Genomic DNA, 26,922 nt, shown 5'->3' with positions numbered 1-26,922 from the left:
TAAGTTGCGCAGAATTTTACGTGATGTGGCCAAAACTCCGTGATTTTTTTGCGCGTGAACTGCTGACGCTGATCGATCCCACGCAGCCCAAGCACCGTCGCAGGAAGGTGCAAATCGTGGCAACGGTCGGTTCTGCCCTGACGTTGGGAATGGTGACCGCTTTCGGCGTGGCACCGATGGTGCCCGACGCGGCCCGCAACGGTGTGAGCGTGACATTGCCGCTCACCTTCCCCGACCTGGCCAAACAGATTCAGCAGCTCGACGCGCAATCCCAGACCTTTATTCATCAAGTGGCCCTGCGCCGCGGCGAAACCCTGGGCGACATGCTCTCGCGGTTGTCGATCCAAGACCCCGCGGCCGAGCGGTTCATTCGTGAGAACGCCGTCGCCCGTCGCCTGATCGGCGTGCCTCCAGGGAATGTCGTGCAGGCCGAGACCGACGACGACGGCAAGCTCGTCTCGCTCTCCACCGTGTTGTCCAACGGCAGCACTGCGGCCCAGCAACTGGTGATCGATCGCAACGACGGCGGTCGCCTGCGCGCCCGTATGGAGCAGCTTGCCAACGATACCGAATGGGCCATGCGCTCCGGTGCCATCGCGGGCAATTTCTTCACGGCGATGGACGATGCGGGCGTGCCCGATGCGGTCGTCGCGCAGATGGTGAACATCTTCTCCGGGGTGATCAACTTCCAGCGTGACGTTCGCCGCGGCGACCGCTTCCGCCTCGTGTACGAGGTGATCAAGCAGCAGGATCGCACCGTGCGCACTGGCCGTGTGCTGGCGATCGAATTCATCAATCAGGGCAAGACACACCAGGCCATCTGGTACGCCGATCCGAAGGGCGCGCCCGAGGGCGCGTACTACGGCTTTGACGGTCGCAATCTGAAACAGGCTTTCCTGCGCACGCCGGTCGAATTTTCGCGGATTTCGTCGGCCTTCGGCGGTCGCGAGCATCCGTTCCAGCACAAGTGGAAGCAGCACGAAGGCGTGGATCTGGCAGCGCCTATCGGCACGCGCGTGTTTGCAGCCGGCGACGGCGTGGTCAAGTTCGTCGGAAAGCAAAACGGTTACGGCAATCTGGTCGAGATCGATCACTCAGGCAATTACCAGACGCGTTACGCCCACCTGTCCGGCTTCGGCCAAGGCATGAAGCCCGGTACGCGTGTCACCCAAGGTCAGGTCATCGGCTTCGTCGGACAGACGGGCTGGGCCACCGGCCCGCACCTGCACTATGAACTGCGCTTCAAGGGTGTGCCGCTCAACCCGTTCTCAACGGACGTGGCGGCGGTCGCGCCGCTTTCGGGTCCGCGCCTGAAGCTATTCGACATGTACGCCGAGAACCTTCTCAAGCGCATCGATCTGATGCGCACCGTGCAGGTCGCCGAGCGCGATTGAGGTATGCTGGAGACCGCACTGTGCGGGGCGATAGGTGACTCACCTGCGCCCCCTCCCGGTGCGGATTCGATTTCTCCGGCCCCCGCTCCGCCCATGACCGACACCGCTCGCCACCTCGACGCCCCAGCATCTCCCTCCCATTTCATCGGCCTGATGTCCGGCACCAGTCTCGACGGTGTCGACGGCGTGCTCGTCGCGTCAGCCAGCGGGCCGGTGCTCGCAGAAGCCTATCTCCCTTTTCCGGACGATCTGCGTGAAACGTTGATGGTGTTGCAAGCGCCCTCGGAAAACGAGCTGCACCGGGAAGCGCTGGCGGCGAACGCATTGGTAAGCGTCTATGCGGACTGCGTGCGCGAGCTGCTCACGGCGGCCGGATTGCCGGCGTCCGCTATCGCTGCCATCGGCGCCCATGGGCAGACGATCCGCCACCGTCCGGGCGAGTTCGATGGAATCGGTTATACGCGCCAACTCAACGCGCCCGCACTGCTTGCGGAATTGACCGGCATCGATGTCGTCGCAGACATTCGCAGCCGGGATGTCGCCGCCGGCGGCCAGGGCGCACCGCTTGTGCCCGCCTACCATCAGGCGGTGTTTTCGGATGCCGGGCAGACGCGCGTCGTCTGCAATCTCGGCGGCATCAGCAATGTGACGATTCTGCCGGCGGCGGCATCCGGCCAGCCCGTCTGCGGCTTTGACTGCGGCCCGGGCAATGCGCTGCTCGATGGCTGGGCCGCCCGTCATCTCGGAACCTCGTATGACGACGCAGGCGCCTGGGGAGCCAGCGGACACGTCGACGAAACCTTGCTGGGCACGTTGCTGAGCGAGCCATACTTCCGTCAGACGCCGCCGAAGAGCACCGGTCGCGACCTGTTCCACGCGAACTGGCTCGATGCCCGACTGGCGGCCGCTCCGGGCGTGTCGCCGGTGGATGTCCAGGCCACGCTCGTCGCGCTGACCGCGCAGTGTGTCGCCGACGACGTGTTGCGTTACGCGCCCGACTGCCGAGGCTTTTACGCCTGCGGCGGCGGAACGCGCAATCGTGCACTCATGCAAGCCATCGCGGCGCGTTTGCCGGGTGTGACCGTCGCGACGACCGAGGCGCTCGGCGTACCGCCGCATCAAGTCGAGGCCCGCGCCTTCGCCTGGCTCGCGCAACGTTGCCTGGTCAGGCAACCGGGGAATCTTGCATCCGTCACCGGCGCGCACGGCCCTCGCATTCTCGGCGCGATCTATCCGCACTGAGCCAGGCGCACCCATGGCACCAGGAAATCGACGGAGCAATAAGAAAGGGCCCTCGCGGGCCCTGTCTCGTACTGCATCCAGATACGGCTTTCGTGCGGCTCAGACCGAGAACGAAGAACCGCAGCCACAAGTCGTGGAAGCGTTCGGGTTCTTGATCACGAACTGCGCGCCGTTGATGTCTTCCTTATAGTCAATCTCGGCGCCGACGAGGTATTGATAGCTCATCGAGTCGATCAGCAGCGACACGCCGTTCTTGTCGAGCACGGTATCGTCTTCGTTGACGTCTTCATCGAAGGTGAAACCATACTGAAAGCCGGAGCAACCGCCGCCCTGCACGAAAACGCGCAGTTTCAGCTCGGCGTTGCCTTCCTCGTCGATCAGTTGCTTGACCTTGTCCGCGGCGCTGTCGGTAAAGACCAGGAAAGCGGGCATTTCCGTGACGGCGGCCTCAAGCGGTGCGTTCATCGCAAATCTCCAAAAATCGGTTCGGTACCATTCTAGTCTCTATTCCCAGATTGTGCCGACGGCAGAAAAATCAAGGGCTTAGAGACCATAAATACCGTTACGGCAGTACGGGAATATGGGTCAGCCCCATGTTCTCCGGCAAGCCGAACATCAGGTTCATACACTGCACGCCCTGACCGGACGCGCCCTTGACCAGATTGTCCTCGACGACGAGGATCACCAGCGTATCTTCATTGCCCGGACGATGCACCGCCATACGGACATAGTTCGATGCGCGCACCCAGCGCGTTTCCGGCATCGAGCCGGCCGGCAGCACGTCCACGAACGGCTCGCCGGCGTAATACGTCTCGAACAGCGCCTGGAAATCGGTGTCGCGCGCTTCGGGCAGGATCGTCGCGTAAAGCGTCGAGTGGATGCCGCGAATCGTGGGCAGCAGGTGCGGCACGAACGTCAGGCCCACGTCGTAGCCCGCGATCGCCTCCAGACCCTGCTTGATTTCCGGGTGATGACGATGGCCCTTCACGGCGTAAGCCTTGAAGTTGTCGGCCGACTCCGCGAGAATCAGCGACGTCTCCCCCTTGCGACCCGCACCGCTCGCCCCTGACTTGGCATCGGCGATCAGGTGCTTGGGGTCGACCAGCTTGCGACCACCGGCAAACAGCGGCGCATAGCCTAATTGCACGGACGTGGGATAGCAGCCCGGCAGACCGATGACGCGGGCGCTCTTGATCTTGTCGCGGTTGATTTCGGGCAGGCCGTAGACGGCTTCTTCGAGAATGTCAGGGCAAGCGTGGGGCATACCGTACCACTTTTCGAACGTGGCGATATCTTTCAGGCGGAAATCCGCCGCCAGATCGATCACGCGCACACCGGCGGCGAGCAGCTCACGCGCTTGCGCCATGGCCACGCCGTGCGGCGTGGCGAAGAACACCACGTCGCAATCGGTCAGGCGGGCGTCGTCGGGCGTGCAGAATGCCAGGTCGACACGGCCTCGCAGGTTCGGATACATATCGGCGACCGGCGTACCCGCTTCCTTGCGCGAGGTGATCGCCGTCAACTTCACTTCCGGGTGCTGTGCCAGCAAACGGAGCAGCTCCACACCGGTGTAGCCGGTGCCGCCTACGATACCTACCTTGACCATGTCCTACCCCTTTCAATCGGAACCGCGATTCTATCAAGCTTCCACGACACGTGTGGGACGGCAACGCGCCTGACACCTGCGCGAGTCACACGCGCCAAAGGCGACGCACAATAGAAAAAAGGCCGCACGAGGCGGCCTTTCCTTGCATCCGCCAGAGGCCGATGCGAACAAGCACTCGGGCGATTAACGCTTCGAGAATTGCTTGCGACGGCGAGCCTTGTGCAGACCCACCTTCTTACGTTCGACTTCACGGGCGTCGCGCGTGACGAAGCCAGCGGTCGACAGCGTCGGCTTGAGCGTCGCGTCGTAGTCGATCAGTGCGCGGGTGATACCGTGACGAACCGCACCGGCCTGACCCGTTTCACCGCCGCCGGACACGTTGACCTTGATGTCGAACGTTTCAGCGTGGTTGGTCAACTCGAGCGGCTGACGAACGATCATCAGCGACGTTTCGCGAGCGAAGTACTCTTTGATCGGCTTGCCGTTGACGACGATGTCGCCCTTGCCAGCCTTGATGAAGACGCGAGCAACAGCGCTTTTGCGACGGCCGGTGCCGTAATTCCAATCGTTTTTGAACATGGCGTGGCCCTTAGATCTCGAGCGACTTCGGTTGCTGCGCTTCGTGCGGATGGTTACCGTCGGCGTAAACCTTCAGCTTCTTGATCATCGCGTAGCCCAGCGGACCCTTCGGCAGCATGCCCTTCACGGCCTTCTCGAGCGCACGGCCCGGGAAACGCTCTTGCATTTTGCCAAACGTGGTTTCGTAAATACCGCCCGGGTAACCCGTGTGACGGTAGTACTTCTTGTCGGTTTGCTTTGCGCCCGTAACTTTCAGCTTGGCAGCATTGACGATGATGATGTAATCACCCGTGTCAACGTGCGGCGTGAATTCCGGTTTGTGTTTGCCGCGCAGACGGCGTGCCACTTCGCTGGCGACACGGCCGAGGACTTTGTCCGTCGCGTCAATCACAAACCATTCGCGCGTCACCTCTGCCGGCTTAGCGGAAAACGTCTTCATGATCGATCCAAATAAAATACATTTGCCCCATTAACATCAACTTCCTGCTTGTCTGCCGGCCGCGTCCTCGCGATTTGCATCGCATGGCGCAGTCCTGTGCTTGCAGGCTCTCCCTGATGTATCTTCCGTGGGCATTTCCGGAAAAGCCGTTGATTATACAGAAAAAACCACTCGTCGGTAAACGGCGTTTCCCGACGCACAAAAAAAACCCGAACCTCATGGGTCCGGGTTAAATCCACCAAAGGAGGAGGGTGGAGGAGACACTGGCAGAATTGCTGTGAAGCACAACAACCAATGACTGCAGTCTAGCAAACCCGATGGTGCGATGCAAGAAAATCTATAGTGCGAAATCAATAACCATAATGCGGAACGGTCGGAAAATGAGGAGTCGACGACTATTTGCATTAAAATCAATCAGTTATCATCAAAACACCTTACGCAACAACGCCGCCAGTAGAGTCCAACATCTAACTTTAGGGTTTATCCGCCTGAAACCACGATCAAAAAAGCGCCAATATTGCGACGCAGCAACCCGTGCTGCCCAGGTCGGCATCCCAAGGTCGCGTTGAGCGTCGTACGCGCCTTAGCGGAAGCCGTTACAATTTTCGCTTGAACGGGATATCGGGGTTTCGGAATATGGAATGCAAGGTGAGTTGGATGGGCCAGGACGGTATGGCTTTCGTCGCCCAGACGGGAAGCGGACACATCGTCGCGATGGACGGTGCCCCGGAGGGTGGCGGTCACAATCAGGCGCCGCGTCCGATGGAAATGCTGTTGGTTGGCACGGGCGGATGTACGGCGTATGACGTCGTGCTGATTCTCAAGAAGAGCCGGGCCGAAGTGAAGGATTGCAACGTCACGCTCAAGGCCGAGCGGGCCAGCGAAGATCCGAAGGTCTTTACCAAGATTCACTTCCACTTCACGGTGACGGGGCGCAATCTGAACCCCGCCACGGTGGAGCGCGCGGTGACCCTCTCTCACGACAAGTACTGCTCGGCGTCGATCATGCTCGCGAAGACGGCGGAGATCACCCATAGCGTCGAGATCGTCGAAGGCTGAGAATCGCTCGGTCCGGCCATGGCTCGCCGACACGATGACGTTGGAAACACAAAAGGCTCCCAGCGGGAGCCTTTTGTGTTTTGTTCGGATGCAGAGCCGGCCGATAAGCCGGATTCTGTGAACGCGACTCGCGCCGCGCCTGACAATCATTCCTCTAGGCGACGCATCACTGCGCCGCTCAAGCTTCCTACCCGCAGGCTCCCGGGGGCCCCGTTGCCGGCATCCGCACGAGGCGCATGCCGTTCACCTGCCTATTTGGAATTGCTCCGGGTGGAGGTTACCGTGCCGTGTGCGTTGCCGCACGCCGCGGTGCGCTCTTACCGCACCGTTTCACCCTTACCTGATCCGCCTGGCTTGCGCCAGGGGCCATCGGCGGTCTGTTCTCTGTTGCCCTGTTCCGCGTCTCACGACGGATGGCCGTTAGCCATCACCCTGCCCTGTGGAGTCCGGACTTTCCTCCCCCTCCCAAAGGGAGGCGGCGATTGTCTGGCCGACTCTGCGGGCCGAAGTGTATCACGCGTGCCGCCGTGCCGCCGCCGTGCCGCCGCCGTGCCGCCGCCGTGCCGCCGCGATACCGCCGCGATACCGCCGTCCTACTTCCGATCCCAACTCTGCCCGACGTCCACCCTCCCGGCCCACGCGCCACCGAGACACTCAGCTCGTCCGACGCCGGCCAGGCCGGAAGACCGAGGTGTCCCGATAATAGGCGGGGTCTTGGTTGGCCGGCCACCAACCGGGGATGCCCAACACCGGCAAGGGGGCGAAGTCACGTGTCGTGAGCGGCCCATTGGCGAGCCCCGGCGCGATCCGGGCGTCGAGCCAGGCGCGGCGCGCATTCGGTGTCCAGCCAAAGTAGGCGTGTGGCACGTCCACGATCCACGCGTGCGCGGTCACTGCCGGGTACGGGGCAACGAGCTTCTCCAGCAACGCATGCCCGAAAGGCTGCACCTCGCAGGCGCGCCCCCAATCGGCACGCCGTGCAACGAAGAGCGTGTGCCAGTCGAACGCCCGAAGCGCCCCGCCCAGCGCAGGGTCGCTACACGCGAAGAGGACGGCATTTTCGTCGAAGAGGGTGGCGGCATCGCGCGTGGCACCGCGCGTGGCTTGCACACCGTCGACGGCGATGGCGGCGGCCTGACGAGCGTTGAGCGCCGCCTTGCCGCGCGGATAGGCCAGCCAGATCAGCGCATTGAAGAAGTCATGCAGATTAAGGCGCGTCGGCACCCCGCCTGTGTCCGCGATGAAGGCCTCGTAGGCGGTGTCGGCGGGAAGCGCCTGTGGGGCGACGAATCGCAACGCCCGCCCCCGCCCACTCACCTGTCCGGCCGCCGCCGCTTGCGCCGACAGCGCCTCGCGCCAGTCGGCGCCCGCCAAGGCGTCCCGTCCCCGCTCGGCAACCGCGTCGAACCAGGGCGCGTGCCAGTCGATCGCCGGCAAGCCTGTCCGCGTGGACGCCAAAGGCGCCGACGCGTCCTCTGGACTCACCCCTTGAACTTCCAGCCGATGACTTCGCCGCCGCGCAACGGCACCACGGTCGCATCGCCCATCGGCAGCGCCGCCGGCAGTTCCCAGTCTTCACGCACCAGAGTGATCTTGTCAGTATTGCGCGGCAGTTCGTAGAAATCCGGGCCGTGGAAGCTGGCAAAGCCTTCGAACTTGTCGAGCGCGCCGGCCTTGTCGAACGCCTCGGCGTACAGCTCTACCGCGTGCAGCGCCGTGTAGCAGCCGGCGCAGCCACAGGCGGCTTCCTTCGCTTCGCGTGCGTGCGGGGCACTGTCGGTGCCGAGGAAGAAGCGCGGACTGCCGGACGTAGCCGCCTTCACGAGAGCGTCGCGATGCGTCTCGCGCTTGAGCACCGGCAGGCAGTAGTAATGCGGTCGAATACCGCCCGTGAAGATCGCGTTGCGGTTGTACAGCAGGTGATGCGCGGTGATCGTGGCGGCGATGGGGCCGTCGGCCTGCGCGACATACTCGGCGGCGTCCTGGGTCGTGATGTGTTCGAACACCACCTTGAGGCCCGGGAAATCGCGGCGCAGCGGCGACATCACACGGTCGATAAAGACCTTTTCGCGATCGAAGATGTCGATGTCGGCGCTCGTCACCTCACCGTGCACAAGCAGCGGCATGCCAACGTCCTGCATCGCTTCGAGCGCGCCGCGGCACTTGGCCAGATCGGTCACGCCGGCGTCGGAGTTCGTCGTGGCGCCGGCGGGGTAAAGCTTCACCCCATGCACGAAGCCCGATGCCTTCGCGCGACGGATTTCGTCGGCGGCCGTGTTGTCGGTCAGATACAGGGTCATGAGCGGCTCGAACGCATTGCCGGCCGGGCGCGCCGCGAGAATACGCTCGCGATACGCGGCGGCGAGTTCGGTCGTCGTGACCGGCGGCTTGAGGTTCGGCATGATGATCGCGCGCCCGAACTGGCGGGCGCTGTCGGGCAGCACGCTCTTGAGCACGTCGCCATCGCGCACGTGCAGGTGCCAGTCATCGGGGCGGGTGATAGTCAGTTCGTTGATCATGGGCGTTTTCCGGGAGCTGGGGGAGACGGCAAGCCCATGAGACCGTCGCCGCGCGGTGACGCGTCGGCGCGACGGACCGATTGGGCGGCAATGTACGTACACAGGGGCCAGTGCTATGCTTGTGCAACCCCATATTGTACTGGTTGCGGCGCTCCGACACGACGTGCGCAACCCATCTTCGATTGACCCGCCCCATGTGCCAACTGCTCGCAATGAATTGCGCGGAACCGACCGACATCACGTTCTCATTTACCGGTTTCGCGGCGCGTGGGGGCGGTACGGATCACCACGCGGACGGCTGGGGCATTGCATTCTTCGAAGACAAGGCCTGCCGGTTGTTCATCGATCACCAGGCCGCCGCGAACTCGCCCATCGCCGAGCTGGTGAAGAAATACCCGATCAAGTCCAAGAACGTCATCGCGCATATCCGCAAAGCGACACAGGGCATCGTTGAGCTGGAGAACTGCCACCCGTTCCAACGCGAGCTGTGGGGACGCCACTGGATCTTCGCGCACAACGGCGATCTGCACGACTACGATCCGTTTCTCTCGGGCGTCTACCAGCCCGTGGGGACGACCGACAGCGAGCGCGCCTTCTGCGACATCATGCAGGGCCTGCGCAAGCGCTTCCCCGGTTCGCAACCGCCACTCGACGAGTTGTTCCATGCGGTCGAGGACATTACGCGCACGATCACGCGCCACGGCGTATTCAACTTCGTCCTCTCGAACGGCCAGGCGCTGATCGCGCACTGCTCGACACGGCTGCACTTCATCGCCCGCCAGTGGCCGTTCACGAAGGCGCATCTGATCGACGCCGACTGGGAAATCGATTTTTCCAAGTTCACGACGCCGGCCGATCGCGTGGCGGTGATCGCCACGGCACCGCTCACCGACAACGAAGTCTGGACGACCTTCGCACCGGGTGAATTGATTCTTTTCGAGAAGGGGGGGCCGTCGCTGCGCACCGTCGTGCCGATTCCCGAAGCCGTTCGTCTGCGCAACGAGCAGAACACTGCCTGTCAGTAAGCCCGCGACGACGCCGACGAGCATAAAAAAGCGTGCCCGAAGGCACGCTTTTTTCATTCCACCCGCACCAACGATCAGTGCAGGATCTTGGCCAGGAAGTCCTTGGCGCGGTCCGACTTCGGATTCGCGAAGAACTCGTCCTTCTTGTCGTCTTCGACGATGATGCCTTGATCCATGAAGATCACACGGTTCGCGACCTTCTTGGCGAAGCCCATTTCGTGCGTGACCACCATCATGGTCATGCCTTCCTGCGCCAATTCGACCATCACGTCGAGCACTTCGTTGATCATTTCCGGGTCGAGCGCCGAGGTCGGCTCGTCGAACAGCATGGCGATCGGGTCCATGCACAGGGCGCGAGCGATGGCCACGCGCTGCTGCTGACCGCCCGAGAGCTGGCCCGGGAACTTGTGGGCATGCGCCGTCAGGCCCACGCGCTCCAGCAACTTCAGGCCCTTGACACGGGCGGCGTCCTTGCTGCGACCGAGCACCTTGACCTGCGCGAGCGTCAGGTTTTCGGTGATCGACAGGTGCGGGAACAATTCGAAGTGCTGGAACACCATGCCTACGCGCGAGCGCAGCTTGGCCAGGTTCGTCTTCGGATCGGCGACCGATGTGCCATCGACGATGATCTCGCCTTGCTGGATCGGCTCCAGACCGTTGACGGTCTTGATGAGCGTGGACTTGCCCGAACCCGACGGGCCGCACACCACCACGACTTCACCCTTCTTGACTTCAGTGGAGCAGTCCGTGAGCACCTGGAACTGGCCGTACCACTTGGAGACGTTTTTAAGGGTAATCATTTCGCCAACCTCTTCTGAAGACGTTTAACCGACATCGAAACCGTGAAGCAGATCACAAAGTAGACCGCTCCGGCAAACACAATCATTGCGGGCAACGTGCCGTCACGCTGGCCCACCTGGTACGCCATGCCGAAGAAGTCGGCCAAGGCGATCGCGTATACGAGCGAGGTGTCCTGGAACAGAATGATGCCCTGGGTCAGCAACAACGGCACCATGTTGCGGAACGCCTGCGGCAGCACCACGAGCGCCATCGCCTGCCAGTACGACATGCCCAGCGCGTAGGCGGCGGACATCTGGCCCCGCGATACGCTCTGGATACCCGCGCGAATGATTTCCGAATAATACGCCGCTTCGAACAGCGAGAAGGCGACGAGTGCCGAGACCATCCGGATGTCCCAGGTCGGCGGCACATCGAGCACCGAACGCAACACCTGCGGCACGATCAGGAAGAACCACAGCAGCACCATCAGCAGCGGAATCGAGCGGAACAGGTTCACGTACAGATCCGCAAACCATTTCAGCACGGTCACGCCCGACAGACGCATCATCGCGAGAATCGTGCCCCAGAGGATGCCCACGACCACGGCGAGCACCGTGATCTGCAGCGTGGTGATCATGCCCTTGACGAGCAGCGGCATCGCGTCGATAGCGCCGCCCCATGCGAAGATCTCACCCATTATTTGCCCCCGATGTAGCCCGGCAGGCGGGTCTTGGCTTCGATGAAGCGCATGAGCACCAGCACCGCGACGTTGATGATCATGTACGCGATCGTCACAGCAATGAAGGACTCATAGCTATGCGCCGTGTAATCGATGAGCTGCTTGCCCTGCCCGGTCAGTTCGAGCAGGTTCACCGTCGAGATCACGGCCGAGTTCTTGAAGATGTTGACGAATTCCGAGGTGACCGGCGGGATCACCACACGGAAGGCCACCGGCAGCAGTACGAAGCGGTACGTCTGCGGGAGCGTGAGCCCCATGGCCAGACCGGCGCTCTTCTGGCCCTTGGGCAGGGAATTGATACCGGAGCGCACCTGCTCACACACCCGGGCCGCCGTAAAGAGCCCCAGGCCGATCACGCCGGTGAGCAGCGAGACGCTCGCCGGATTAAGCGCGAACAACCACGTACGAACCGATTCCGGCAGGAAGTCGGGCGCCACGTAGTACCAGAAAAACAACTGAATAAGCAACGGGATGTTCCGGAACAACTCGACGTAGGCCGTCGCGAAGCCGGATATCCATTTGTTGGGGATGGTGCGCATCACGCCGAGCACGGAGCCCACGATGAGCGCAATGATCCAGCCGCCGAGGCCAACTTCAAGCGTGAGCTTGAAGCCCGAGAGCAACCACCCGAAATAGGTCGTCCCCTCGCCCGTTGCCACAGGCTGGAAGAAAAAACTGAAATCGAGACCGAGAGCCATGATCTCCCCTTTTCTACTTGTCTTGCTTAAAAAGAAGCGGAAGGATTGGCTCCTTCCGCTTCGGCATTACGCACTGATGGTGCTCGGCGACTCGTGAAGCCTGCGAGGCTTACTTGGCGCCTTGAACGTCAGCGTGGTCGTTCGGCGACTTCCACAGCGCGGCCATCTCGGCCGACGGGGGAAAGTCCATATTCACGCCGCCCAGCGCAGCGATCGGCTGCTGGAACCACTTGGCGAAGTCCTTCTGCGCCTGGCCCGACTTCTGGTAATCGGCAACGGCCTTGTCCACCAGCTTCTTGAAGGCCGGATCGTCCTTGCGCATCATGCAGCCGTAGGCTTCATACGATTGCGGCTTGCCGACAATGCTGTAGTCCTTGGCGTCCTTGAACTTGGCGCGCTCGCCCGCGAGCAGGGCGTCATCCATCATGAACGCGACGGCACGGCCCGAGTGCAGCGTGATCGCGGCTTCTCCGTGGTCCTTGGCGCTGATGATGTTCATGCCCATGTTGTCCTTCTGGTTCATCTCGCGCAGCAGACGCTCGGAGGTCGTGCCCGCCGTGGTCACGACGTTCTTGCCCTTGAGGTCGGCGAAGTCCTTGATGCCCGAGCTGTTCTTCGCCAGCAAACGCGTGCCGATGATGAAGAACGTGTTCGAGAACGCGGCCTGCTTCTGACGCTCGGCGTTGTTCGTGGTCGAACCGCACTCCATGTCGATCGTGCCGTTCTGAACCAGCGGAATGCGGTTCTGCGACGTGATCGGCGTCTGCGTGACCTTCAGGTTCGGCAGCTTGAGTTCCTTCTTGACTTCGGCCACGACGGCCATCGCCACATCGTTGGCATAGCCAACGACATTGTGGTTATTGTCATAGAACGAGAACGGAATCGAGGATTCGCGGTTACCCAGCGAGATGACGCCGGTGTCCTTGATTTTCTTGAGCGTACCGCTTTCCTGCGCCTGGGCAGCACCTGCCATCAAGCCAACACAGCACATCGCCAATGCAATTTTCGAGAGGGTCATTCTTTAGTCTCCTTGGCAAAAAACAGATGCATTTTAGCACCGCATTTGCCCATTTTTTTATTATCGAATGTTCGGAACGTACGTCTTTCTTAACGCAAATCGCCCCGAACATTCTGTTTTACGCATTATTGCGTATTACTACTTAGCCGGACAGCACCGCCTGATCAGGGGTACAGACCGCGCATCTCACGGGCTTGCAGAATACGGGTACACGCCACGATGAATGCGGCAGTACGCAGCGAAACCTTATGCTCCTGCGCCACATGCCACACGCCATCGAACGCTTCGCGCATGATGCGCTCCAGACGGTGGTTGATTTCTTCCTCGGTCCAGAAGAAGCTCGAGAAATCCTGCACCCACTCGAAGTACGAGACCGTCACGCCGCCGGCGTTGGCCACCACGTCCGGCACGACAAGAATGTTCTTGCTGCGCAAGATGTCGTCGGCCGCCGTCGTCGTCGGGCCATTGGCCCCTTCGACCACGATCTTCGCGCGGATCTTGTCGGCGTTTTTCTCGGTGATCTGGTTTTCGAGTGCCGCCGGAATCATGAACTCGCAGTCCAGCGACCAGAATTCGTCGTCCTTGATGGTCTCAGCCGCCGGGAAGCCGCCCACGCCGCCGGTTTCGGCCACGTGCTTGAGCAGGTTCGGCACGTCGAGGCCGTCGGACTTGTAGATCGTACCGGTGTGATCTTGCACGCCGATGACATGTGCACCCGCCTCGTGGAACAGACGGGCGGCAATGCCCCCCACGTTGCCAAAGCCCTGCACCACCACGCGTGCGCCGCGCACGTCGAGTCCCAGGCGGCGGGCCGCCTCGCAACTCACCACGAACACGCCGCGGCCCGTGGCTTCACGACGGCCCAGCGAGCCGCCCAGCGAAATCGGCTTGCCGGTCACCACGCCGGTGGCCGTGGACCCCTCGTTCATCGAGTAGGTATCCATCATCCACGCCATGATCTGCTCATTGGTGTTGACGTCCGGCGCCGGAATATCCTTCGTCGGCCCGATGATGATGTTGATTTCGCTGGTGTAACGACGCGTCAGACGCTCGAGTTCGCCGCGCGAGAGCTTGCGCGGGTCGACACGAATGCCGCCCTTGGCGCCGCCGTAAGGCACGTTCACCGCTGCGTTCTTGACCGACATCCAGGCCGACAGCGCCATGACTTCGGACAGCGTGACGTCCTGGTGAAAACGCACTCCGCCCTTGCCGGGGCCGCGCGACGTATTGTGCTGGACACGATAGCCCTCGAAATGGGCGATGGTGCCATTGTCAAGTTCGATCGGGCAGTCGACGATCAGGATGCGCTTGGGACGCTTCAGGGTTTCGACCCAGCGCGACAGCGTGCCCAGGTAAGGCGTGACGCGGTCGACCTGTTGAAGGTAGTTGCCCCACGGACCGAGATCATCGGCCTGCAGGTAAGAAGGCAAGATATGTGACGTTTGCGACATTATGGAATTCTCCGGCTTCAATCTGCGCCGCACGCACATACCGTGCTTGCGACACGAATGGCTGGCACTTTACCGAGAACCCCCGAGAACAATCCAATGCCGAATAAACATGCAACTATGCATTTCCTGCATAGTTTTATCGCCCGTCTGAAATCATCCCGACATTCCGCGAATCGACGCGCATCGCCCCGATCCGGCACGCACGCCGGTCAGCCTTTGATCTGATCGCGCACGGCTTGCCAGAACGCCTCGAGCGCATCGCGCTTGGTCAGCTCGCGCCGGTTGCTGGCGTCGGTATAGGCCAGACGGTCGCGATACAGGCGAATCTCCATGTCCAGATGCCATGGGGCCCCCGCCTTGCCTGGGGGCGCGAGATCGACCAACTCGCCGCGCGCGACCGAATCGATCACGGCGCTTTCCGGCAGAAAGGCCACACCGTGTCCGGCGAGCACCATGGCCTTGAGCGCCTCGGCCATGTCCGTCTCGTACACCTTGTCCAGATGCAGCCGGCTCGACGCGTCGCCGGCGAGCAGATCGGTCATCCGGCCGAGATAGGCATTCGCCGTGTAGGCGAGGTAGGGCACCGGCGCGTCTGGCGTGCCAGGCAGCTTGAAGCGGGCGCGCTTTTGCGGCGTCGGGGCGCTGTAGGGGCTGAACCGCTCGCTGCCGAGCACGATCATCTCGTAGCGCGCCGCATCGAGTTGCAAGGGCTGGCTCGGATGGTAGTAGCACATCAGGAGATCGCAGCCTCCATCGGTCAGCGACATCGCCGCGTCGTGCACGTTGAGCGCACGCAAACGGCTGCGCAACAGGCCCAGACGCTTCTCCAGCGCCTTGAGCCACCGCGGGAAGAACGTCATCGACAGCGTGTGTGGCACGGCGAAATCGAGCACCGAATGGTCGGCCGAGCGCTGTTCGCGCAGCAAGGCGCGCGCCTCCTGCGCTTGCGAGAGCAATGCCAGCGCCTGCTCATAGAACACTTCGCCGGCCGCGGTGAGGCGCGTGGGATAGCTCGATCGGTCGATCAGTTCGCTGCCAAGCCACGCTTCGAGCGACTGAATCCGGCGCGAGAACGCCGGCTGCGTCACATGGCGCAACTCGGCCGAACGACTGAAACTGTTCGTCTTGGCGAGCGACACGAAGTCCTCGAGCCATTTGATTTCCATGCGGCACTCCCGCGTCGGCGATGTCAGCGCGCTAGTCTACTCAATCGTCCGGCCGGCGCACAGGCCCGCGTCCGCGCCAGTCGCCCAACCGCCCAACGGCCCAACCGTCCTGCCTTCCGCCCGACGGCCGAGTCGCCACGCCCCCTCAGGACACCACCGTGGCGAAGTGCGACGCCTCGGCATCGCCCTCCCCGTCGCGACGCTGCTGTTGCAACGCCCACATCTGCGCGTAAAGTCCTTCGGCACGCAGCAGGTCGTCGTGCGTGCCGCGCTCCACGATGCGGCCCTTGTCGAGCACGATGATCTGCGCGGCGTGCACGACCGTCGAGAGGCGGTGCGCGATGACAAGCGTCGTGCGTTCACGGGCGATGTTGCGCAATTCCGCCTGAATCGCCTGCTCGGAGCGCGAGTCCAGCGCCGAGGTCGCCTCGTCGAAAATCAGAATGTGCGGATTCTTGAGAAGGGTCCGCGCAATCGCCACACGCTGCTTCTCGCCGCCGGAGAGCTTGAGCCCGCGCTCGCCGACCATCGACTCATAGCCGGCCGGCAGGCTCTCGATGAAGTCGTGGATATGCGCCGCACGGGCCGCGGCGATGACCTGCTCGCGCGACGCCGACGGATTGCCGTACGCGATGTTGTAGTAGATCGTGTCGTTGAACAGCACGGTGTCCTGCGGCACGATACCGATGGCCGCTCGCAGCGAGTCCTGCGTGACGTCGCGAATGTCCTGCCCGTCGATGGTGATGCGCCCCGCCGCCGCGCCGGGGAAGCCGACGTCGTAGAAGCGGAACAGCAGGCGTGAGAGCGTCGATTTACCCGAGCCGCTGTGCCCGACGACAGCCGTGGTCGTGCCCGCCGCCACGGTGAAATCGACGTCGTGCAGAATCTGGCGCGACGCCTCGTACCCGAAATTTACGTGCTCGAAACGCACGGTGCCGCCATGACAGACGAGCGGCGCCGCACCCGGCGGATCGGCGACTTCGCGATTCACGTCGAGCAACGTGAACATGCGATCCATGTCGGTCATCGCCTGTTTGAGTTCGCGATAGATCACGCCGAGGAAATTCAGCGGAATGTAGAGTTGCAGCATGAAGGTGTTGACGAGCACCAGGTCGCCGAGCGTCATGCGGCCACTCATCACGCCTTGGGTGGCATGCCAGAGAATCAGGATGAGTCCGGTCGCGATGATCGCCTGCTGTCCGAAATTCAGCACCGAGAGCGAGTTCTGCGACCGAATCGCCGCGGCGCGATAGCGCTTGAGGTTCTCGTCGTAACGCTGCGTCTCGAACGCCTCGTTGCCGAAATACTTCACCGTCTCGTAGTTGATCAGCGAATCGATCGCGCGCGCGTTGGCTTTCGAGTCGAGTTCGTTCATGGTGCGACGAAAATGCGTGCGCCACTCCGTGACTTTCACCGTGAACACGATGTAGAACGACAGTGCCACGAGCGTGACGATGGCGTAAAACGCGTCGTAGCGCACGACGAAGAAGCCGAGCACGAGCGCCACCTCGATGAGCGTGGGCAGAATGCTGTAGAGCGAGTACGAGATCATCGACTGGATGCCCCGCGTGCCGCGCTCGATGTCGCGACTCATGCCGCCCGTCTGACGCTCCAGGTGAAAGCGCAGCGACAGCGCGTGCAAATGGCGAAACACCTTGAGCGCGATTTTTCGCACCGCGCTTTCCGTCACCTTCGAGAACAACATTTCCCGCAGTTCGGTGAAGAGCGACGTGGACAGGCGCACTATCCCGTATGCCACGACCAGCAGACCGAGCCCGCCCACGACGATCAGGCTCGCATCGCCCGATGCGCGCGCCGTGGCGGAGAAGGTCGCCACGGGGCCGAGCCCGTCGACGATGTGCTTCATGATGATGGGCACGCCGAGGTTGGCCACCTTCGCCATGACGAGGCACGACAGCGCCAGCGTGACGCGTCCGCGGAATTCGAGCAGATACGGGAACAGCGATTTGATGACTTGCCAGTCGCCGCGGGGGGGGCGAGCGGCGTCGGAGGCCGTCGGTGCAGGCTCGGCCGAAGAATAACGTCTCATGATGGGGAGGGGCGGCGTCCGGCTCGTTCGAGGGCTTTCCGCTAAAATCGTCGATGGCGTATTTTCGCAGAACCCGGCGTCTCATGCTGAGCCGACGCCGGGCGGCTCTTCCGCCCGTGGAAACCCGAAGCAGGACCGGCGGCGGCGTGCCGTCGCCGTCGTTCTCGCGGCTTCCGACTTTCGCAGTCTTCCCGGCTCACGCAAGGATCCTCATGAGTACCTCGACTGCTGCCCTCACGGCCCTGCCCGAAGAAAAAGAACTGGCGTTGCGCGTGCTGCCGATGCCCGCCGACGCAAACGCCCACGGCGACGTATTCGGCGGCTGGATCATGTCGCAGGTCGACATTGCCGGCTCGATCCCCGCCGCACAGCGCGCCAACGGTCGCGTGGCGACCATTGCCGTCAACTCGTTCCTGTTCAAGGAGCCGGTGTTCGTGGGCGACCTGCTGAGCTTTTACGCGACGATCGTGAAGACCGGCAATACGTCGATCACCGTCTACGTCGAGGCCTATGCGCAACGCATGCGCCTGTCGCACGAGATCGTCAAGGTCACCGAGGCGATGGTCACCTACGTGGCGACCGACGAAGATCGCCGTCCGCGCCCGCTGCCCAAGCTCGACACGGCGAGTTGAGCGTCCGCCAATGAAAAAAACGCCGCCGCCTCGCAGAATGAGGCGTGCGGCGTTGATGCGCCTGCTGTGCCGCCGAGTCTTCCCGGCGACGGCGGGGGCGTTATGAAAACTGACTGAAATCCGGCTTGCGCTTCTCGAAGAACGCCGTGAACGCCTCACGCGCTTCCGGAGAGACGAGCCGTTTGCCGAACTCCAACGCCTCGTCGCGAATACGCGACTGCACCGCTTGCGCGCTGTCGCCCTTCATCAACTGCTTGGTCACGCGCAGCGACGCCGCCGGCATGGCCGCGAGTTGCGCGGCACGCTTCGCGGCGTAGTCGGCCAGTTCGTCCGCCGGCACAGCACGGTTGACGAAGCCCATCGCAACAGCCTCGTTCACGTCGAACGGCTCGCCGAAAAGCAGCTTCTCGGCGGCACGCTGGTAGCCCGCCACGCGCGGCAGCAGCCAGCTCGACGCCGCCTCCGGACACAACGCCAGTTGCGAAAACGGCAGCGAGAAGCGAGCGGTTTGCGTGGCATACACGACATCGCAGTGCAGCAGCAGCGTCGTGCCGACGCCGACCGCATTGCCCGCCACGGCCGCGACAATGGGTTTGGTCGCCTGGCTGATCGCACGCAGGAACTGGAACACGGGGGCGTCGTCGTCCTTCGGCGGGTTTTTCAGGAAGTCTTCGAGATCGTTGCCCGCCGAAAAGGCCTCCGGCTGCCCCTGGATCAGGATCACGCGCAACGACGGATCGGCCTCCGCCTCGGCAATGCCTTCGGCCATTGCCTGATACATCGCGGCGGTAATCGCATTCTTCTTGTGCGCGCGGTTGAAGGTCAGCACTTGCACCGCGCCCTGGCGATGCACCAATACGTCTTCCATCTCGTGTGTCTCCTCGGATGTTCCGGGCCTCTGGCGACGCCGGGTCACTGCCCGCCGTAGATGAGAACGCCGGGGGCGGTCGCGCTGTTGCGAAACCGCACCCCGGCGCCCTGGGCCGTCGTACGCCGCATGTCTGACGATTGCCAGCCGAGGGCCTACGGCACGCCCGCTTACATGCGCTCGAGAATCCCCGCCGCGCCCATGCCGGTCCCCACGCACATGGTCACCATCCCGTACTTCAGGTTGTGACGGCGCAGCGCGTGCACCACGGTCGCGGCGCGGATCGCACCGGTCGCGCCCAGCGGGTGGCCCAGCGCGATGGCGCCGCCCATCGGGTTGACCTTGCGGGTATCGAGATCCAGATCCTTGATGACGGCAAGGGCCTGCGCGGCAAACGCCTCGTTCAGTTCGATCCAGTCCATGTCCTGCTGCGACAGGCCCGCCGCGCGCAGAGCCGCGGGAATCGCCTCCTTCGGACCGATACCCATGATCTCGGGCGGCACGCCGCGCACGGCGAACGACACGAAACGGGCGAGCGGCGTGAGGTTGAACTGCTTGAGAATCTTCTCGCTCACGACGAGCAGCGCGCCGGCACCATCCGACGTCTGCGAACTGTTGCCGGCCGTGACCGACCCCTTGTTCGCGAACACCGGACGCAGTTTGCCCAGCCCTTCGATCGACGTATCCGGCCGTGGGCCTTCGTCGAGCGACAGCGTGCGCGTCTTGATCGACACTTCGCCGGTGGCCAGATTCGGGAAGCGTTCGACGATCTCGATCGGCGTGATCTCGTTCGTGAATTCACCTGCCTGTTGCGCCTGGATCGCCTTCTGGTGCGAGGCCAGCGCGAAGGCGTCCTGCGCGTCGCGCGTCACGCCCCACTGCTGCGCCACCTTCTCGGCGGTCAGCCCCATGCCGTACGCGATGCCCACGTTCTCGTCGCGCTCGAAGATCGACGGCGAGAGCGACGGCGTGTTGCCCATCATCGGCACCATGCTCATGCTCTCGATACCCCCGGCGAACATTGCGTCGGCTTCGCCCACACGAATGCGGTCCGCCGCCATCGCGAGCGCCGTGAGGCCCGAGGCGCAGAAGCGGTTGACGGTCACCCCGCCCACCGTGTTCGGCAGACCCGAGAGCAGCGCGCCGATACGCGCCACGTTCAGGCCCTGCTGGGCTTCGGGAATGGCACAGCCGATGATGGCGTCTTCGATGACCTTCGGATCGAGATCCGGCACCTGCGCGAGCGCGCTCTTGAGAATGGTCGCGAGCAGGTCGTCCGGACGCGTGTTCTTGTAGCTGCCCTTGGGTGCCTTGCCGATCGGCGCGCGCGTGGCGGCAACGATGTAGGCGTCTTGCAGTTGTTTGCTCATGTCAGTCTCCGATCGGCTTAGTTGCGCACCGGCTTGCCGGATTGCAGCATGCCCATGATGCGTTCCTGGGTCTTCGACGTGCCCAGCAGTTCGATGAAGGCGCGACGCTCGAGCGCCAGCAGCCATTCTTCGTTCACGAGGCTGCCGGCCTCCACGTCGCCGCCGCACACGGCTTCGGCGATGCGCGAGGCGATGAGGAAGTCGTGCGCCGAGATGAAGTTGCCGTCTCGCATATTCACGAGCGACGCCTTGATGGTCGAGATCCCCGAGCGACCGGCGACAGGAATGCCAGCCGGCTTGAGCGGCGGACGATAGCCGGCAATGGCCAGCGCGCGCGCCTCGTTACGGGCGACCGACAGCAGTTCGTGCACGTTGTACACGATGGTGTCCGTCGGCTTCAGATAGCCCATGTCGCGGGCGTCGAGCGCCGAGGCCGAGACCTTCGCCATCGCCGCGTTGGTGAACGACTTGGTCACGAACTGGAGATACTGCACGCTCCCCGCGGCACTCGCGGCTTCCGCTGCGCGGATCGCCGCTTCCTTCAGGCCGCCGCCGCCCGGCACCAGCCCGACACCGACTTCCACGAGACCGATGTAGCTCTCGAGCGCCGCCACGCGCTTCGCGCTATGCAGCAACAGCTCGCACCCGCCGCCCAGCGCAATGCCGGAGACGGCCGAGACGACGGGCACCTGCGCGTACTTCACACGCATCATGCCGTCCTGGAACTTCTTGATGAACGGCTCGATACCCTTCGCCCCGCCCATCATGAACGCGGGCATGGCCGCTTCGAGATCGGCGCCGGCAGAGAACGGACCACCCGGCGCACCGAGTTTGAGCGACGTGGGCTGCCATACGACCACACCGCGATAGTGCTGCTCGGCCAGATCGATCGCGCGGGTCAGCCCGTCGATGACGGCCGGCCCGATGGTGTTCATCTTCGACTTGAACGAGACGATAAGCACGTCGTCCTGCCCCGGGGTCTCGTCGACCCACAGGCGCACGGCGTCGTTCTCCTCGATGGTCTTGCCGAACTTGCGCGGGTCGGCGCTGGCGTCGCCCACGAGCGAGGCCGGGAAGACCTGACGCTGATACACCGGCAGCGTGCTGCGCGGAACAAACGCATCTTTGGCCGGCGCATACGAGCCCGCCGCCGTGTGCACACCGCCCGCCTCGGCGACCTTGCCGCTCGTCACCCACTTGGGCAGCGGCGCGCTCGAGAGCGCCTGACCGGCGTCGATGTCTTCCTGCACCCACTGCGCAATGTCCTTCCAGCCCGCAGCCTGCCAGTCCTCGAACGGACCGGTGCTCCAGCCGAAGCCCCAGCGAATGGCGAAGTCCACTTCACGTGCGTTGTCGGCGATCTGCTCGAGATACACACCGATGTAATGGAACACATCGCGGAACACCGCCCACAGGAACTGTGCCTGCGGGTTCGTCGATTCGCGCAGCAGACGCAGACGCTCGGCCGGCGCTTTCTTCAGAATGCGCACGACCATCTCATCGGCCTTCTTGCCCGATTCGACATACTCGCCCGATTGCGGGTCGAGCACCTTGATGACCTTGCCTTCCTTCTTGTAGAAACCCGCACCCGTCTTCTGACCCAGCGCGCCCTTTTCGACGAGTGCCTTGAGCACCGGCGGCGTGGCATACGTCGGGGCGAACGGGTCGTCCTTGAGGCCGTCCTGCATCGTCTTGATCACGTGCGCCATCGTGTCCAGACCGACCACGTCGGCCGTGCGGAACGTGGCCGACTTGGCACGACCCAGCTTGCTGCCGGTCAGGTCATCGACCACATCGAACGGAATGCCATACTTCTGCGCTTCGGCGAACACCGCCAGAATCGAGAACACGCCCACGCGGTTGGCGATGAAGTTCGGCGTATCCTTCGCGCGCACCACGCCCTTGCCGAGCGTGGACGTGAGGAACGTTTCGAGTTGGTCGAGAATCTCCGGCGCCGTGGTGGCGGTCGGGATCAATTCGACCAGATGCATATAGCGCGGGGGATTGAAGAAGTGCACGCCGCAGAAGCGCGACTTCAGATCGGCATCGAAGCCTTCCGAGAGTTCAGTGATCGACAGGCCCGACGTATTCGACGCGAAAATTGCGTGCTTGGCCAGATGCGGCGCGACCTTCTTGTACAGGTCATGCTTCCAGTCCATGCGCTCGGCGATCGCTTCGATCACCACGTCGCAGCCGGCGAGGGTTGCAAGGTCGTCCTCGTAATTCGCCGCTTCGATGTATTGGGCGTCGGCCTTGTCGGCGAATGGCGCGGGGCTCAGCTTCTTCAGGCCGTCGATGGCACGCAGGACGATGCCATTCTTCGGGCCTTCCTTGGCCGGCAGATCGAACAGCACGACGGGCACTTTCGCATTGACGAGGTGCGCGGCAATCTGCGCACCCATCACGCCGGCGCCCAGCACAGCGACCTTGCGTACGACCAGGGGTTTGTTGGTTTGGCTCACGGTGATCTCCTCCGCTCTCAGAACAGGTCGACGTCGACTTCCATCAGCGTCTTCGCACCGGCACGGGCCATGCGGATTTGCGACGCGGTCTCCGGCAGCAACTTGGCGAAATAGAAACGCGCCGTGGCGAGCTTCGATTCGTAGAACTTGTCGCCGCTGCCTTGCTTGTCAAGCGCGATGCGCGCCATGCGTGCCCAGAAGTAAGCGAACACGAGATGGCCGACCACGCGCTGATACGGCACCGAGGCGGCGCCCACTTCGTCTGGATTGGCCATGGCCTTCATGCCGATTTCCATCGTCAGCTTCTGCACCTTGTCGCCGATGTCCGCGAGGGGATTGACGAACTCCTGCATTTCTTCCTTCGTGCCTTCGGCCTCGACGAAGTCCTGCACGAGCTTGCCGAACTTCTTGAGCTTCGCCCCCATGTCGCCGAGCACCTTGCGGCCCAACAGGTCGAGCGCCTGAATCGAGTTCGTGCCCTCGTAGATCATGTTGATGCGTGCGTCGCGCACATACTGCTCCATGCCCCACTCGGAGATGAAGCCGTGGCCGCCGTAAATCTGCATCGCATGGTTGGTGCACTCGAACGCGTTGTCGGTCAGGAAGGCCTTGATGATCGGCGTGAGCAGCGCGACCAGATCGGCGGCTTCACGACGCTCGGCTTCGTCACCGTGCGACAGCTCCTTGTCGATGTGCAGCGCGGTCCAGTAAGAGAACGCGCGACCGCCTTCCACATAGGCTTTCTGCGTGAGCAGCATGCGGCGCACGTCCGGATGCACGATGATCGGATCCGCCGGCTTGTCCGGCGCCTTCGGGCCGGTGAGCGAGCGCATCTGAATGCGCTCCTTCGCGTACACCAACGAGTTCTGGTAGGCGACTTCCGTCAGGCCCATGCCCTGCATGCCCACGCCCTGACGCGCGGCGTTCATCATCACGAACATGGCATTGAGGCCCTTGTTCGGTTCGCCAACGAGCCAGCCGCGCGCGCCGTCGAGGTTCATCACGCAGGTGGCATTGCCGTGAATGCCCATCTTGTGCTCGATCGAGCCGCACTTGATGCCGTTGCGCTCACCCGGTGCGCCATTCGCGTCGGGGATGAACTTCGGCACAACGAACAGCGAGATACCCTTCGTTCCCGGCGGCGCGTCCGGCAGGCGGGCCAGCACAAGGTGGACGATGTTGGCGGCCATGTCGTGCTCGCCGGCGGAGATGAAGATCTTGGTGCCGGAGATGGCGTACGAGCCGTCGCCATTCGGCTCGGCCTTCGTGCGCAGCATGCCCAGGTCGGTGCCGCAGTGCGGCTCGGTCAGGCACATCGTACCGGTCCATTCGCCCGATACGATCTTCGGCAGATAGGTGGATTGCTGCTCAGGCGTGCCATGCGCATGCAGGCACTCGTAAGCGCCGTGCGACAGGCCGGGATACATCGTCCAGGCCTGGTTGGCGGAGTTGAGCATTTCATACAGGGCGTTGTTGACGACCTGCGGCAGCCCTTGGCCTCCGAACGCGGGGTCGCACGCCAGCGAGGGCCAGCCGGCCTCGACGTATTGCTGATAGGCCTGCTTGAAGCCGGTCGGCGTCGTGACGACGCCATCGCCTTCGTACTTGCAGCCCTCGCGATCACCCACCTGATTCAGCGGGAAGACGACTTCGCTGCAGAACTTGCCGGCCTCTTCGAGCACCTGGTTGATGGTGTCGGCATCGATGTCCGCGTGTTTCGGCAATGCCTTCAATTCGTTTTCCACGCCCAGCAGTTCGTGCAAAACGAATTGCATGTCGCGCAGCGGCGCGTTGTACTGTCCCATGACCTACTCCTCCGAACAAATCGAATTGAATCGCGGACGGCTCGCGCCTCACCCGCGCTGATAAGACGAAATCAGTTTTTCCAGCGCCACCCGGGTCATCTCGACGGCCCCCGGCTCCCGGAGGAACCGCGCGTCGTGATGCAAGCCAAGTGTCAGGCTGTACATTTCAAAGAGCATCAGACGCGGATCGGTGTCCGCACGCAAATGCCCCTCCTCCTTCGCTTGCGTGATCGCGCGCAGCAGGGCCGATCGCCACAACCGCACGCTCTTCACCAAGGCCTCGCGCACCGGACTGGCCGCGCGATCGTCGTACTCGACGGCACCGCTGATATAGATACAGCCCGTCGTCACCTCGCGAATGCGCTTGTCCATCCAGCGATCCACCAGCGCCCTGAGTCGCGGCAGGCCGCGCGGGGCTTCCATCCCGGGGGCGAACACCTCGTCCTCGAAACGCCGGTGATACTCGCGCAGCACTTCAATCTGCAAGTCCTCGCGCGAACCGAAATGCGCGAAGACGCCGCTCTTGCTCATCTGCATACGATCAGCCAGCAAGCCGATCGTCAGCCCCTCAAGTCCATCGCGCCCCGCAAGTTCCAGCGCGGCATTCAGGATGGCGGCTCGTGTCTGTTCACCCTTTCGCATATGTTTGGCATCGCTTTGGTTATCCGTTCTCCGATGCTAACCAAAAAATCGAACGGCCGTCCTATTATTGGGGGACACCCATGGGCGAACAAGGAATTTATTAGATCGGAATACCTAATCGGTAGCCGTCGGAGGGCGGGGTTCGGCGACGTCGGCACAGGGCCGAGAGCCATGAGCAACGGCGGATCATCCGTCGGCATCCGCCCGACAATCAGTCGTATTTGCCGCGCGTGAGGAGCCGCATCGTCAGGCGATAGAGGCGATACGCCATCCACTGGCGGAAGCGCCGCCAGCGCGAGCGTGCGCCGTAGCGGGCGGGGTCGATGAGACGCGCCTCGTCAAAGGCTCGGCGGATATGGTCGCGCAGTTCGATGACCAGCGGATCGTCGAGCACCACCACGTTGGCTTCGTGATTCAGGAACAGCGACAGCGCATCCAGATTGGAGGAGCCGACCGTCGCCCATACGTCGTCGACGACAGCCACCTTGCCATGCAGTTGACGTACGTCGTACTCGCCGATGCGCACGCCGGCATCGAGCAACTTGGCGTAAAGCCAGGGCACCGCGGCATCGAGCAGGCGGAACTCGTTGCGGCCGATCAGCAGATGCACCGCCACACCGCGTTGGGCCGCCTGCGTCAGTGCGCGTCGCAGCCGGCGGCCGGGCACGAAATAGGGATTCGCGAGCCAAACCTCGTGGCGCGCGCGGCCCAGCGCCATCAGATACGCCTTTTCGACTGCGCGACGATTGTGCAGGTTATCGCGTGCCACGAAGGCTGCCTGACCGGCGTAAGGGGCGTGCAGACGCCCACGTTGCCCGCGGCGCCGATGACGGAACGGCGTCCCCAGATACCCCGGCGCGAGGCGCAGCCACTGAATGTGAAACGCGATGGAGATTTCGGCGACGATGGGACCGCGGCATTGCACGGCAAAGTCCCAGCGCGGATCGTCCATGCGGGTGTCGCCACCGCCGTTGTCGTCGTCGATGATGTTGATGCCGCCGACAAATGCCACCGCGTGATCGACGATGGCCAGCTTGCGGTGCGTGCGCGAGAAACCGAACTTGCCGAACAGCCGCGGATTGTAGACGCGATACGCCACGCCGCTCTCGCGCCAATCGGCGAGAAACGGCAGTCGGCGGCTCGTGCCGATGCCGTCGAGGATGACGCGTACCGCAACGCCGCGTTGCGCGGCGCGTTGCAGCGCTGCGGCGACCTGCCGCCCCGCCTCGTCGGCTTCGAAGATATACGTCTCGAGCGCCACGTCGCGGGTGGCGCGGTCGATGGCGGCAATGAGCGCTGTGAAGTAGCGCTGACCGAGATAGAGCAGCGTCAGATCGTTATCGCGGGAGAACGGCAGGTACTTGCTCATCGGCGCGCC

Annotated in this window: 24 protein-coding genes and 1 other RNA gene; 5 read left to right on the top strand and 20 right to left on the bottom strand. The window is 63.1% G+C overall.

Annotated features, from left to right (window positions below):
- The first annotated feature begins 23 nt into the window (after positions 1-23).
- Together PCE31106_RS03935 and PCE31106_RS03930 are read left to right on the top strand one after the other, a co-directional pair.
- Entirely contained in the window at positions 24-1,394 is a 1,371-nt protein-coding gene (locus PCE31106_RS03935; RefSeq protein WP_017235651.1) for a M23 family metallopeptidase, read from the top strand.
- A 93-nt stretch (positions 1,395-1,487) separates the two neighbouring features.
- Positions 1,488-2,636, top strand: a complete 1,149-nt coding sequence (locus PCE31106_RS03930) for an anhydro-N-acetylmuramic acid kinase (protein WP_150562447.1) — start codon at positions 1,488-1,490, stop codon at positions 2,634-2,636.
- Between the two features lie 99 nt (positions 2,637-2,735).
- On the opposite strand, the gene erpA is transcribed toward PCE31106_RS03930, so the two are convergent.
- The 4 genes from erpA to rplM form a co-directional block, all read right to left on the bottom strand.
- Entirely contained in the window at positions 2,736-3,101 is a 366-nt protein-coding gene (erpA, locus tag PCE31106_RS03925; RefSeq protein ID WP_017235649.1) for an iron-sulfur cluster insertion protein ErpA, read from the bottom strand.
- A gap of 97 nt (positions 3,102-3,198) precedes the next feature.
- On the bottom strand, positions 3,199-4,242 hold the full coding sequence (gene argC, locus PCE31106_RS03920) for an N-acetyl-gamma-glutamyl-phosphate reductase (protein ID WP_017235648.1): 1,044 nt from the start codon (positions 4,240-4,242) through the stop codon (positions 3,199-3,201).
- A 183-nt stretch (positions 4,243-4,425) separates the two neighbouring features.
- Positions 4,426-4,821 (bottom strand): 30S ribosomal protein S9, encoded by a 396-nt coding sequence (gene rpsI / locus PCE31106_RS03915; RefSeq protein WP_010805092.1) that lies wholly within the window; start codon positions 4,819-4,821, stop codon positions 4,426-4,428.
- A 10-nt stretch (positions 4,822-4,831) separates the two neighbouring features.
- Positions 4,832-5,260 carry a 50S ribosomal protein L13 gene (gene rplM / locus PCE31106_RS03910; protein WP_010805091.1) on the bottom strand — a complete coding sequence of 143 codons (429 nt, stop codon included), beginning with the start codon at positions 5,258-5,260 and terminating at the stop codon, positions 4,832-4,834.
- 636 nt (positions 5,261-5,896) lie between these two features.
- Here rplM and PCE31106_RS03905 point away from each other — a divergent pair.
- Positions 5,897-6,319: an OsmC family protein gene (locus tag PCE31106_RS03905; protein ID WP_026132304.1), complete on the top strand. Its 423-nt coding sequence runs from the start codon at positions 5,897-5,899 to the stop codon at positions 6,317-6,319.
- An 88-nt stretch (positions 6,320-6,407) separates the two neighbouring features.
- Here the strand turns inward: PCE31106_RS03905 and rnpB are convergent.
- The 3 genes from rnpB to pyrC all read right to left on the bottom strand — a co-directional run bounded on the left by rnpB (position 6,408) and on the right by pyrC (position 8,838).
- Positions 6,408-6,817: RNase P RNA component class A (rnpB, locus tag PCE31106_RS03900), an RNA gene on the bottom strand.
- 156 nt (positions 6,818-6,973) lie between these two features.
- A complete protein-coding gene (locus PCE31106_RS03895) occupies positions 6,974-7,756 on the bottom strand; it encodes a DUF3025 domain-containing protein (protein ID WP_150562446.1) in 783 nt (260 codons plus the stop codon).
- A 44-nt stretch (positions 7,757-7,800) separates the two neighbouring features.
- A complete protein-coding gene (gene pyrC, locus PCE31106_RS03890; RefSeq protein WP_150562445.1) occupies positions 7,801-8,838 on the bottom strand; it encodes a dihydroorotase in 1,038 nt (345 codons plus the stop codon).
- Between the two features lie 194 nt (positions 8,839-9,032).
- On the opposite strand from pyrC, the gene PCE31106_RS03885 reads away from it, so the two are divergent.
- On the top strand, positions 9,033-9,863 hold the full coding sequence (locus PCE31106_RS03885; RefSeq protein ID WP_017235643.1) for a class II glutamine amidotransferase: 831 nt from the start codon (positions 9,033-9,035) through the stop codon (positions 9,861-9,863).
- A gap of 74 nt (positions 9,864-9,937) precedes the next feature.
- On the opposite strand, the gene PCE31106_RS03880 is transcribed toward PCE31106_RS03885, so the two are convergent.
- The 7 genes from PCE31106_RS03880 to PCE31106_RS03850 form a co-directional block, all read right to left on the bottom strand.
- Positions 9,938-10,663: an amino acid ABC transporter ATP-binding protein gene (locus PCE31106_RS03880; protein ID WP_017235642.1), complete on the bottom strand. Its 726-nt coding sequence runs from the start codon at positions 10,661-10,663 to the stop codon at positions 9,938-9,940.
- On the bottom strand, positions 10,660-11,340 hold the full coding sequence (gene gltK, locus PCE31106_RS03875; protein WP_017235641.1) for a glutamate/aspartate ABC transporter permease GltK: 681 nt from the start codon (positions 11,338-11,340) through the stop codon (positions 10,660-10,662). The genes PCE31106_RS03880 and gltK overlap by 4 nt, the downstream gene beginning before the upstream one ends.
- Positions 11,340-12,080, bottom strand: coding sequence for an amino acid ABC transporter permease (locus PCE31106_RS03870; protein WP_017235640.1), 741 nt, complete (start codon positions 12,078-12,080; stop codon positions 11,340-11,342). Before PCE31106_RS03870 ends, gltK begins: the two co-directional genes overlap by 1 nt.
- A gap of 109 nt (positions 12,081-12,189) precedes the next feature.
- Positions 12,190-13,098: a glutamate/aspartate ABC transporter substrate-binding protein gene (locus PCE31106_RS03865; protein ID WP_150562444.1), complete on the bottom strand. Its 909-nt coding sequence runs from the start codon at positions 13,096-13,098 to the stop codon at positions 12,190-12,192.
- 164 nt (positions 13,099-13,262) lie between these two features.
- Complete coding sequence (locus PCE31106_RS03860; protein ID WP_017235637.1) at positions 13,263-14,549, bottom strand: Glu/Leu/Phe/Val family dehydrogenase; 1,287 nt, start codon at positions 14,547-14,549, stop codon at positions 13,263-13,265.
- Between the two features lie 209 nt (positions 14,550-14,758).
- Positions 14,759-15,715 (bottom strand): LysR family transcriptional regulator, encoded by a 957-nt coding sequence (locus PCE31106_RS03855; RefSeq protein ID WP_150562443.1) that lies wholly within the window; start codon positions 15,713-15,715, stop codon positions 14,759-14,761.
- A gap of 145 nt (positions 15,716-15,860) precedes the next feature.
- Entirely contained in the window at positions 15,861-17,765 is a 1,905-nt protein-coding gene (locus PCE31106_RS03850; protein WP_150562442.1) for an ABCB family ABC transporter ATP-binding protein/permease, read from the bottom strand.
- 212 nt (positions 17,766-17,977) lie between these two features.
- Between PCE31106_RS03850 and PCE31106_RS03845 the strand changes: the two genes are divergently transcribed.
- On the top strand, positions 17,978-18,397 hold the full coding sequence (locus PCE31106_RS03845) for an acyl-CoA thioesterase (RefSeq protein ID WP_017235634.1): 420 nt from the start codon (positions 17,978-17,980) through the stop codon (positions 18,395-18,397).
- A gap of 100 nt (positions 18,398-18,497) precedes the next feature.
- Here PCE31106_RS03845 and PCE31106_RS03840 read toward each other — a convergent pair whose 3' ends face one another.
- The 6 genes from PCE31106_RS03840 to clsB all read right to left on the bottom strand — a co-directional run bounded on the left by PCE31106_RS03840 (position 18,498) and on the right by clsB (position 26,913).
- On the bottom strand, positions 18,498-19,265 hold the full coding sequence (locus tag PCE31106_RS03840; RefSeq protein ID WP_150562441.1) for an enoyl-CoA hydratase: 768 nt from the start codon (positions 19,263-19,265) through the stop codon (positions 18,498-18,500).
- Between the two features lie 170 nt (positions 19,266-19,435).
- Complete coding sequence (locus tag PCE31106_RS03835) at positions 19,436-20,635, bottom strand: acetyl-CoA C-acyltransferase (RefSeq protein WP_130024952.1); 1,200 nt, start codon at positions 20,633-20,635, stop codon at positions 19,436-19,438.
- Between the two features lie 17 nt (positions 20,636-20,652).
- A complete protein-coding gene (locus PCE31106_RS03830; RefSeq protein ID WP_150562440.1) occupies positions 20,653-23,097 on the bottom strand; it encodes a 3-hydroxyacyl-CoA dehydrogenase/enoyl-CoA hydratase family protein in 2,445 nt (814 codons plus the stop codon).
- 17 nt (positions 23,098-23,114) lie between these two features.
- Positions 23,115-24,902 (bottom strand): acyl-CoA dehydrogenase C-terminal domain-containing protein, encoded by a 1,788-nt coding sequence (locus tag PCE31106_RS03825; protein ID WP_150551580.1) that lies wholly within the window; start codon positions 24,900-24,902, stop codon positions 23,115-23,117.
- 48 nt (positions 24,903-24,950) lie between these two features.
- Positions 24,951-25,544: a TetR/AcrR family transcriptional regulator gene (locus PCE31106_RS03820; protein ID WP_017235629.1), complete on the bottom strand. Its 594-nt coding sequence runs from the start codon at positions 25,542-25,544 to the stop codon at positions 24,951-24,953.
- 211 nt (positions 25,545-25,755) lie between these two features.
- Positions 25,756-26,913, bottom strand: coding sequence for a cardiolipin synthase ClsB (clsB, locus tag PCE31106_RS03815; RefSeq protein ID WP_150562439.1), 1,158 nt, complete (start codon positions 26,911-26,913; stop codon positions 25,756-25,758).
- Positions 26,914-26,922: the final 9 nt, after the last annotated feature.

Origin of the sequence: Pandoraea cepalis, from assembly GCF_902459665.1 — a bacterium.
Taxonomy (GTDB): domain Bacteria; phylum Pseudomonadota; class Gammaproteobacteria; order Burkholderiales; family Burkholderiaceae; genus Pandoraea; species Pandoraea cepalis.
This window is presented reverse-complemented; position numbering and strand designations above follow the sequence as displayed.

What these genes read in the sequence shown, in the direction of transcription:
- rplM (WP_010805091.1), bottom strand. Translation starts at nt 5,260, where the DNA reads ATGAAGACGTTTTCCGCTAAGCCGGCAGAGGTGACGCGCGAATGGTTT.
- PCE31106_RS03930 (WP_150562447.1), top strand. Translation starts at nt 1,488, where the DNA reads ATGACCGACACCGCTCGCCACCTCGACGCCCCAGCATCTCCCTCCCAT.
- PCE31106_RS03825 (WP_150551580.1), bottom strand. Translation starts at nt 24,902, where the DNA reads ATGGGACAGTACAACGCGCCGCTGCGCGACATGCAATTCGTTTTGCAC.
- rpsI (WP_010805092.1), bottom strand. Translation starts at nt 4,821, where the DNA reads ATGTTCAAAAACGATTGGAATTACGGCACCGGCCGTCGCAAAAGCGCT.
- PCE31106_RS03885 (WP_017235643.1), top strand. Translation starts at nt 9,033, where the DNA reads ATGTGCCAACTGCTCGCAATGAATTGCGCGGAACCGACCGACATCACG.
- gltK (WP_017235641.1), bottom strand. Translation starts at nt 11,340, where the DNA reads ATGGGTGAGATCTTCGCATGGGGCGGCGCTATCGACGCGATGCCGCTG.
- PCE31106_RS03860 (WP_017235637.1), bottom strand. Translation starts at nt 14,549, where the DNA reads ATGTCGCAAACGTCACATATCTTGCCTTCTTACCTGCAGGCCGATGAT.
- PCE31106_RS03865 (WP_150562444.1), bottom strand. Translation starts at nt 13,098, where the DNA reads ATGACCCTCTCGAAAATTGCATTGGCGATGTGCTGTGTTGGCTTGATG.
- PCE31106_RS03935 (WP_017235651.1), top strand. Translation starts at nt 24, where the DNA reads ATGTGGCCAAAACTCCGTGATTTTTTTGCGCGTGAACTGCTGACGCTG.
- PCE31106_RS03845 (WP_017235634.1), top strand. Translation starts at nt 17,978, where the DNA reads ATGAGTACCTCGACTGCTGCCCTCACGGCCCTGCCCGAAGAAAAAGAA.
- PCE31106_RS03880 (WP_017235642.1), bottom strand. Translation starts at nt 10,663, where the DNA reads ATGATTACCCTTAAAAACGTCTCCAAGTGGTACGGCCAGTTCCAGGTG.
- PCE31106_RS03870 (WP_017235640.1), bottom strand. Translation starts at nt 12,080, where the DNA reads ATGGCTCTCGGTCTCGATTTCAGTTTTTTCTTCCAGCCTGTGGCAACG.
- erpA (WP_017235649.1), bottom strand. Translation starts at nt 3,101, where the DNA reads ATGAACGCACCGCTTGAGGCCGCCGTCACGGAAATGCCCGCTTTCCTG.
- clsB (WP_150562439.1), bottom strand. Translation starts at nt 26,913, where the DNA reads ATGAGCAAGTACCTGCCGTTCTCCCGCGATAACGATCTGACGCTGCTC.
- PCE31106_RS03850 (WP_150562442.1), bottom strand. Translation starts at nt 17,765, where the DNA reads ATGAGACGTTATTCTTCGGCCGAGCCTGCACCGACGGCCTCCGACGCC.
- pyrC (WP_150562445.1), bottom strand. Translation starts at nt 8,838, where the DNA reads ATGATCAACGAACTGACTATCACCCGCCCCGATGACTGGCACCTGCAC.
- PCE31106_RS03820 (WP_017235629.1), bottom strand. Translation starts at nt 25,544, where the DNA reads ATGCGAAAGGGTGAACAGACACGAGCCGCCATCCTGAATGCCGCGCTG.
- PCE31106_RS03835 (WP_130024952.1), bottom strand. Translation starts at nt 20,635, where the DNA reads ATGAGCAAACAACTGCAAGACGCCTACATCGTTGCCGCCACGCGCGCG.
- PCE31106_RS03855 (WP_150562443.1), bottom strand. Translation starts at nt 15,715, where the DNA reads ATGGAAATCAAATGGCTCGAGGACTTCGTGTCGCTCGCCAAGACGAAC.
- PCE31106_RS03840 (WP_150562441.1), bottom strand. Translation starts at nt 19,265, where the DNA reads ATGGAAGACGTATTGGTGCATCGCCAGGGCGCGGTGCAAGTGCTGACC.
- PCE31106_RS03905 (WP_026132304.1), top strand. Translation starts at nt 5,897, where the DNA reads ATGGAATGCAAGGTGAGTTGGATGGGCCAGGACGGTATGGCTTTCGTC.
- argC (WP_017235648.1), bottom strand. Translation starts at nt 4,242, where the DNA reads ATGGTCAAGGTAGGTATCGTAGGCGGCACCGGCTACACCGGTGTGGAG.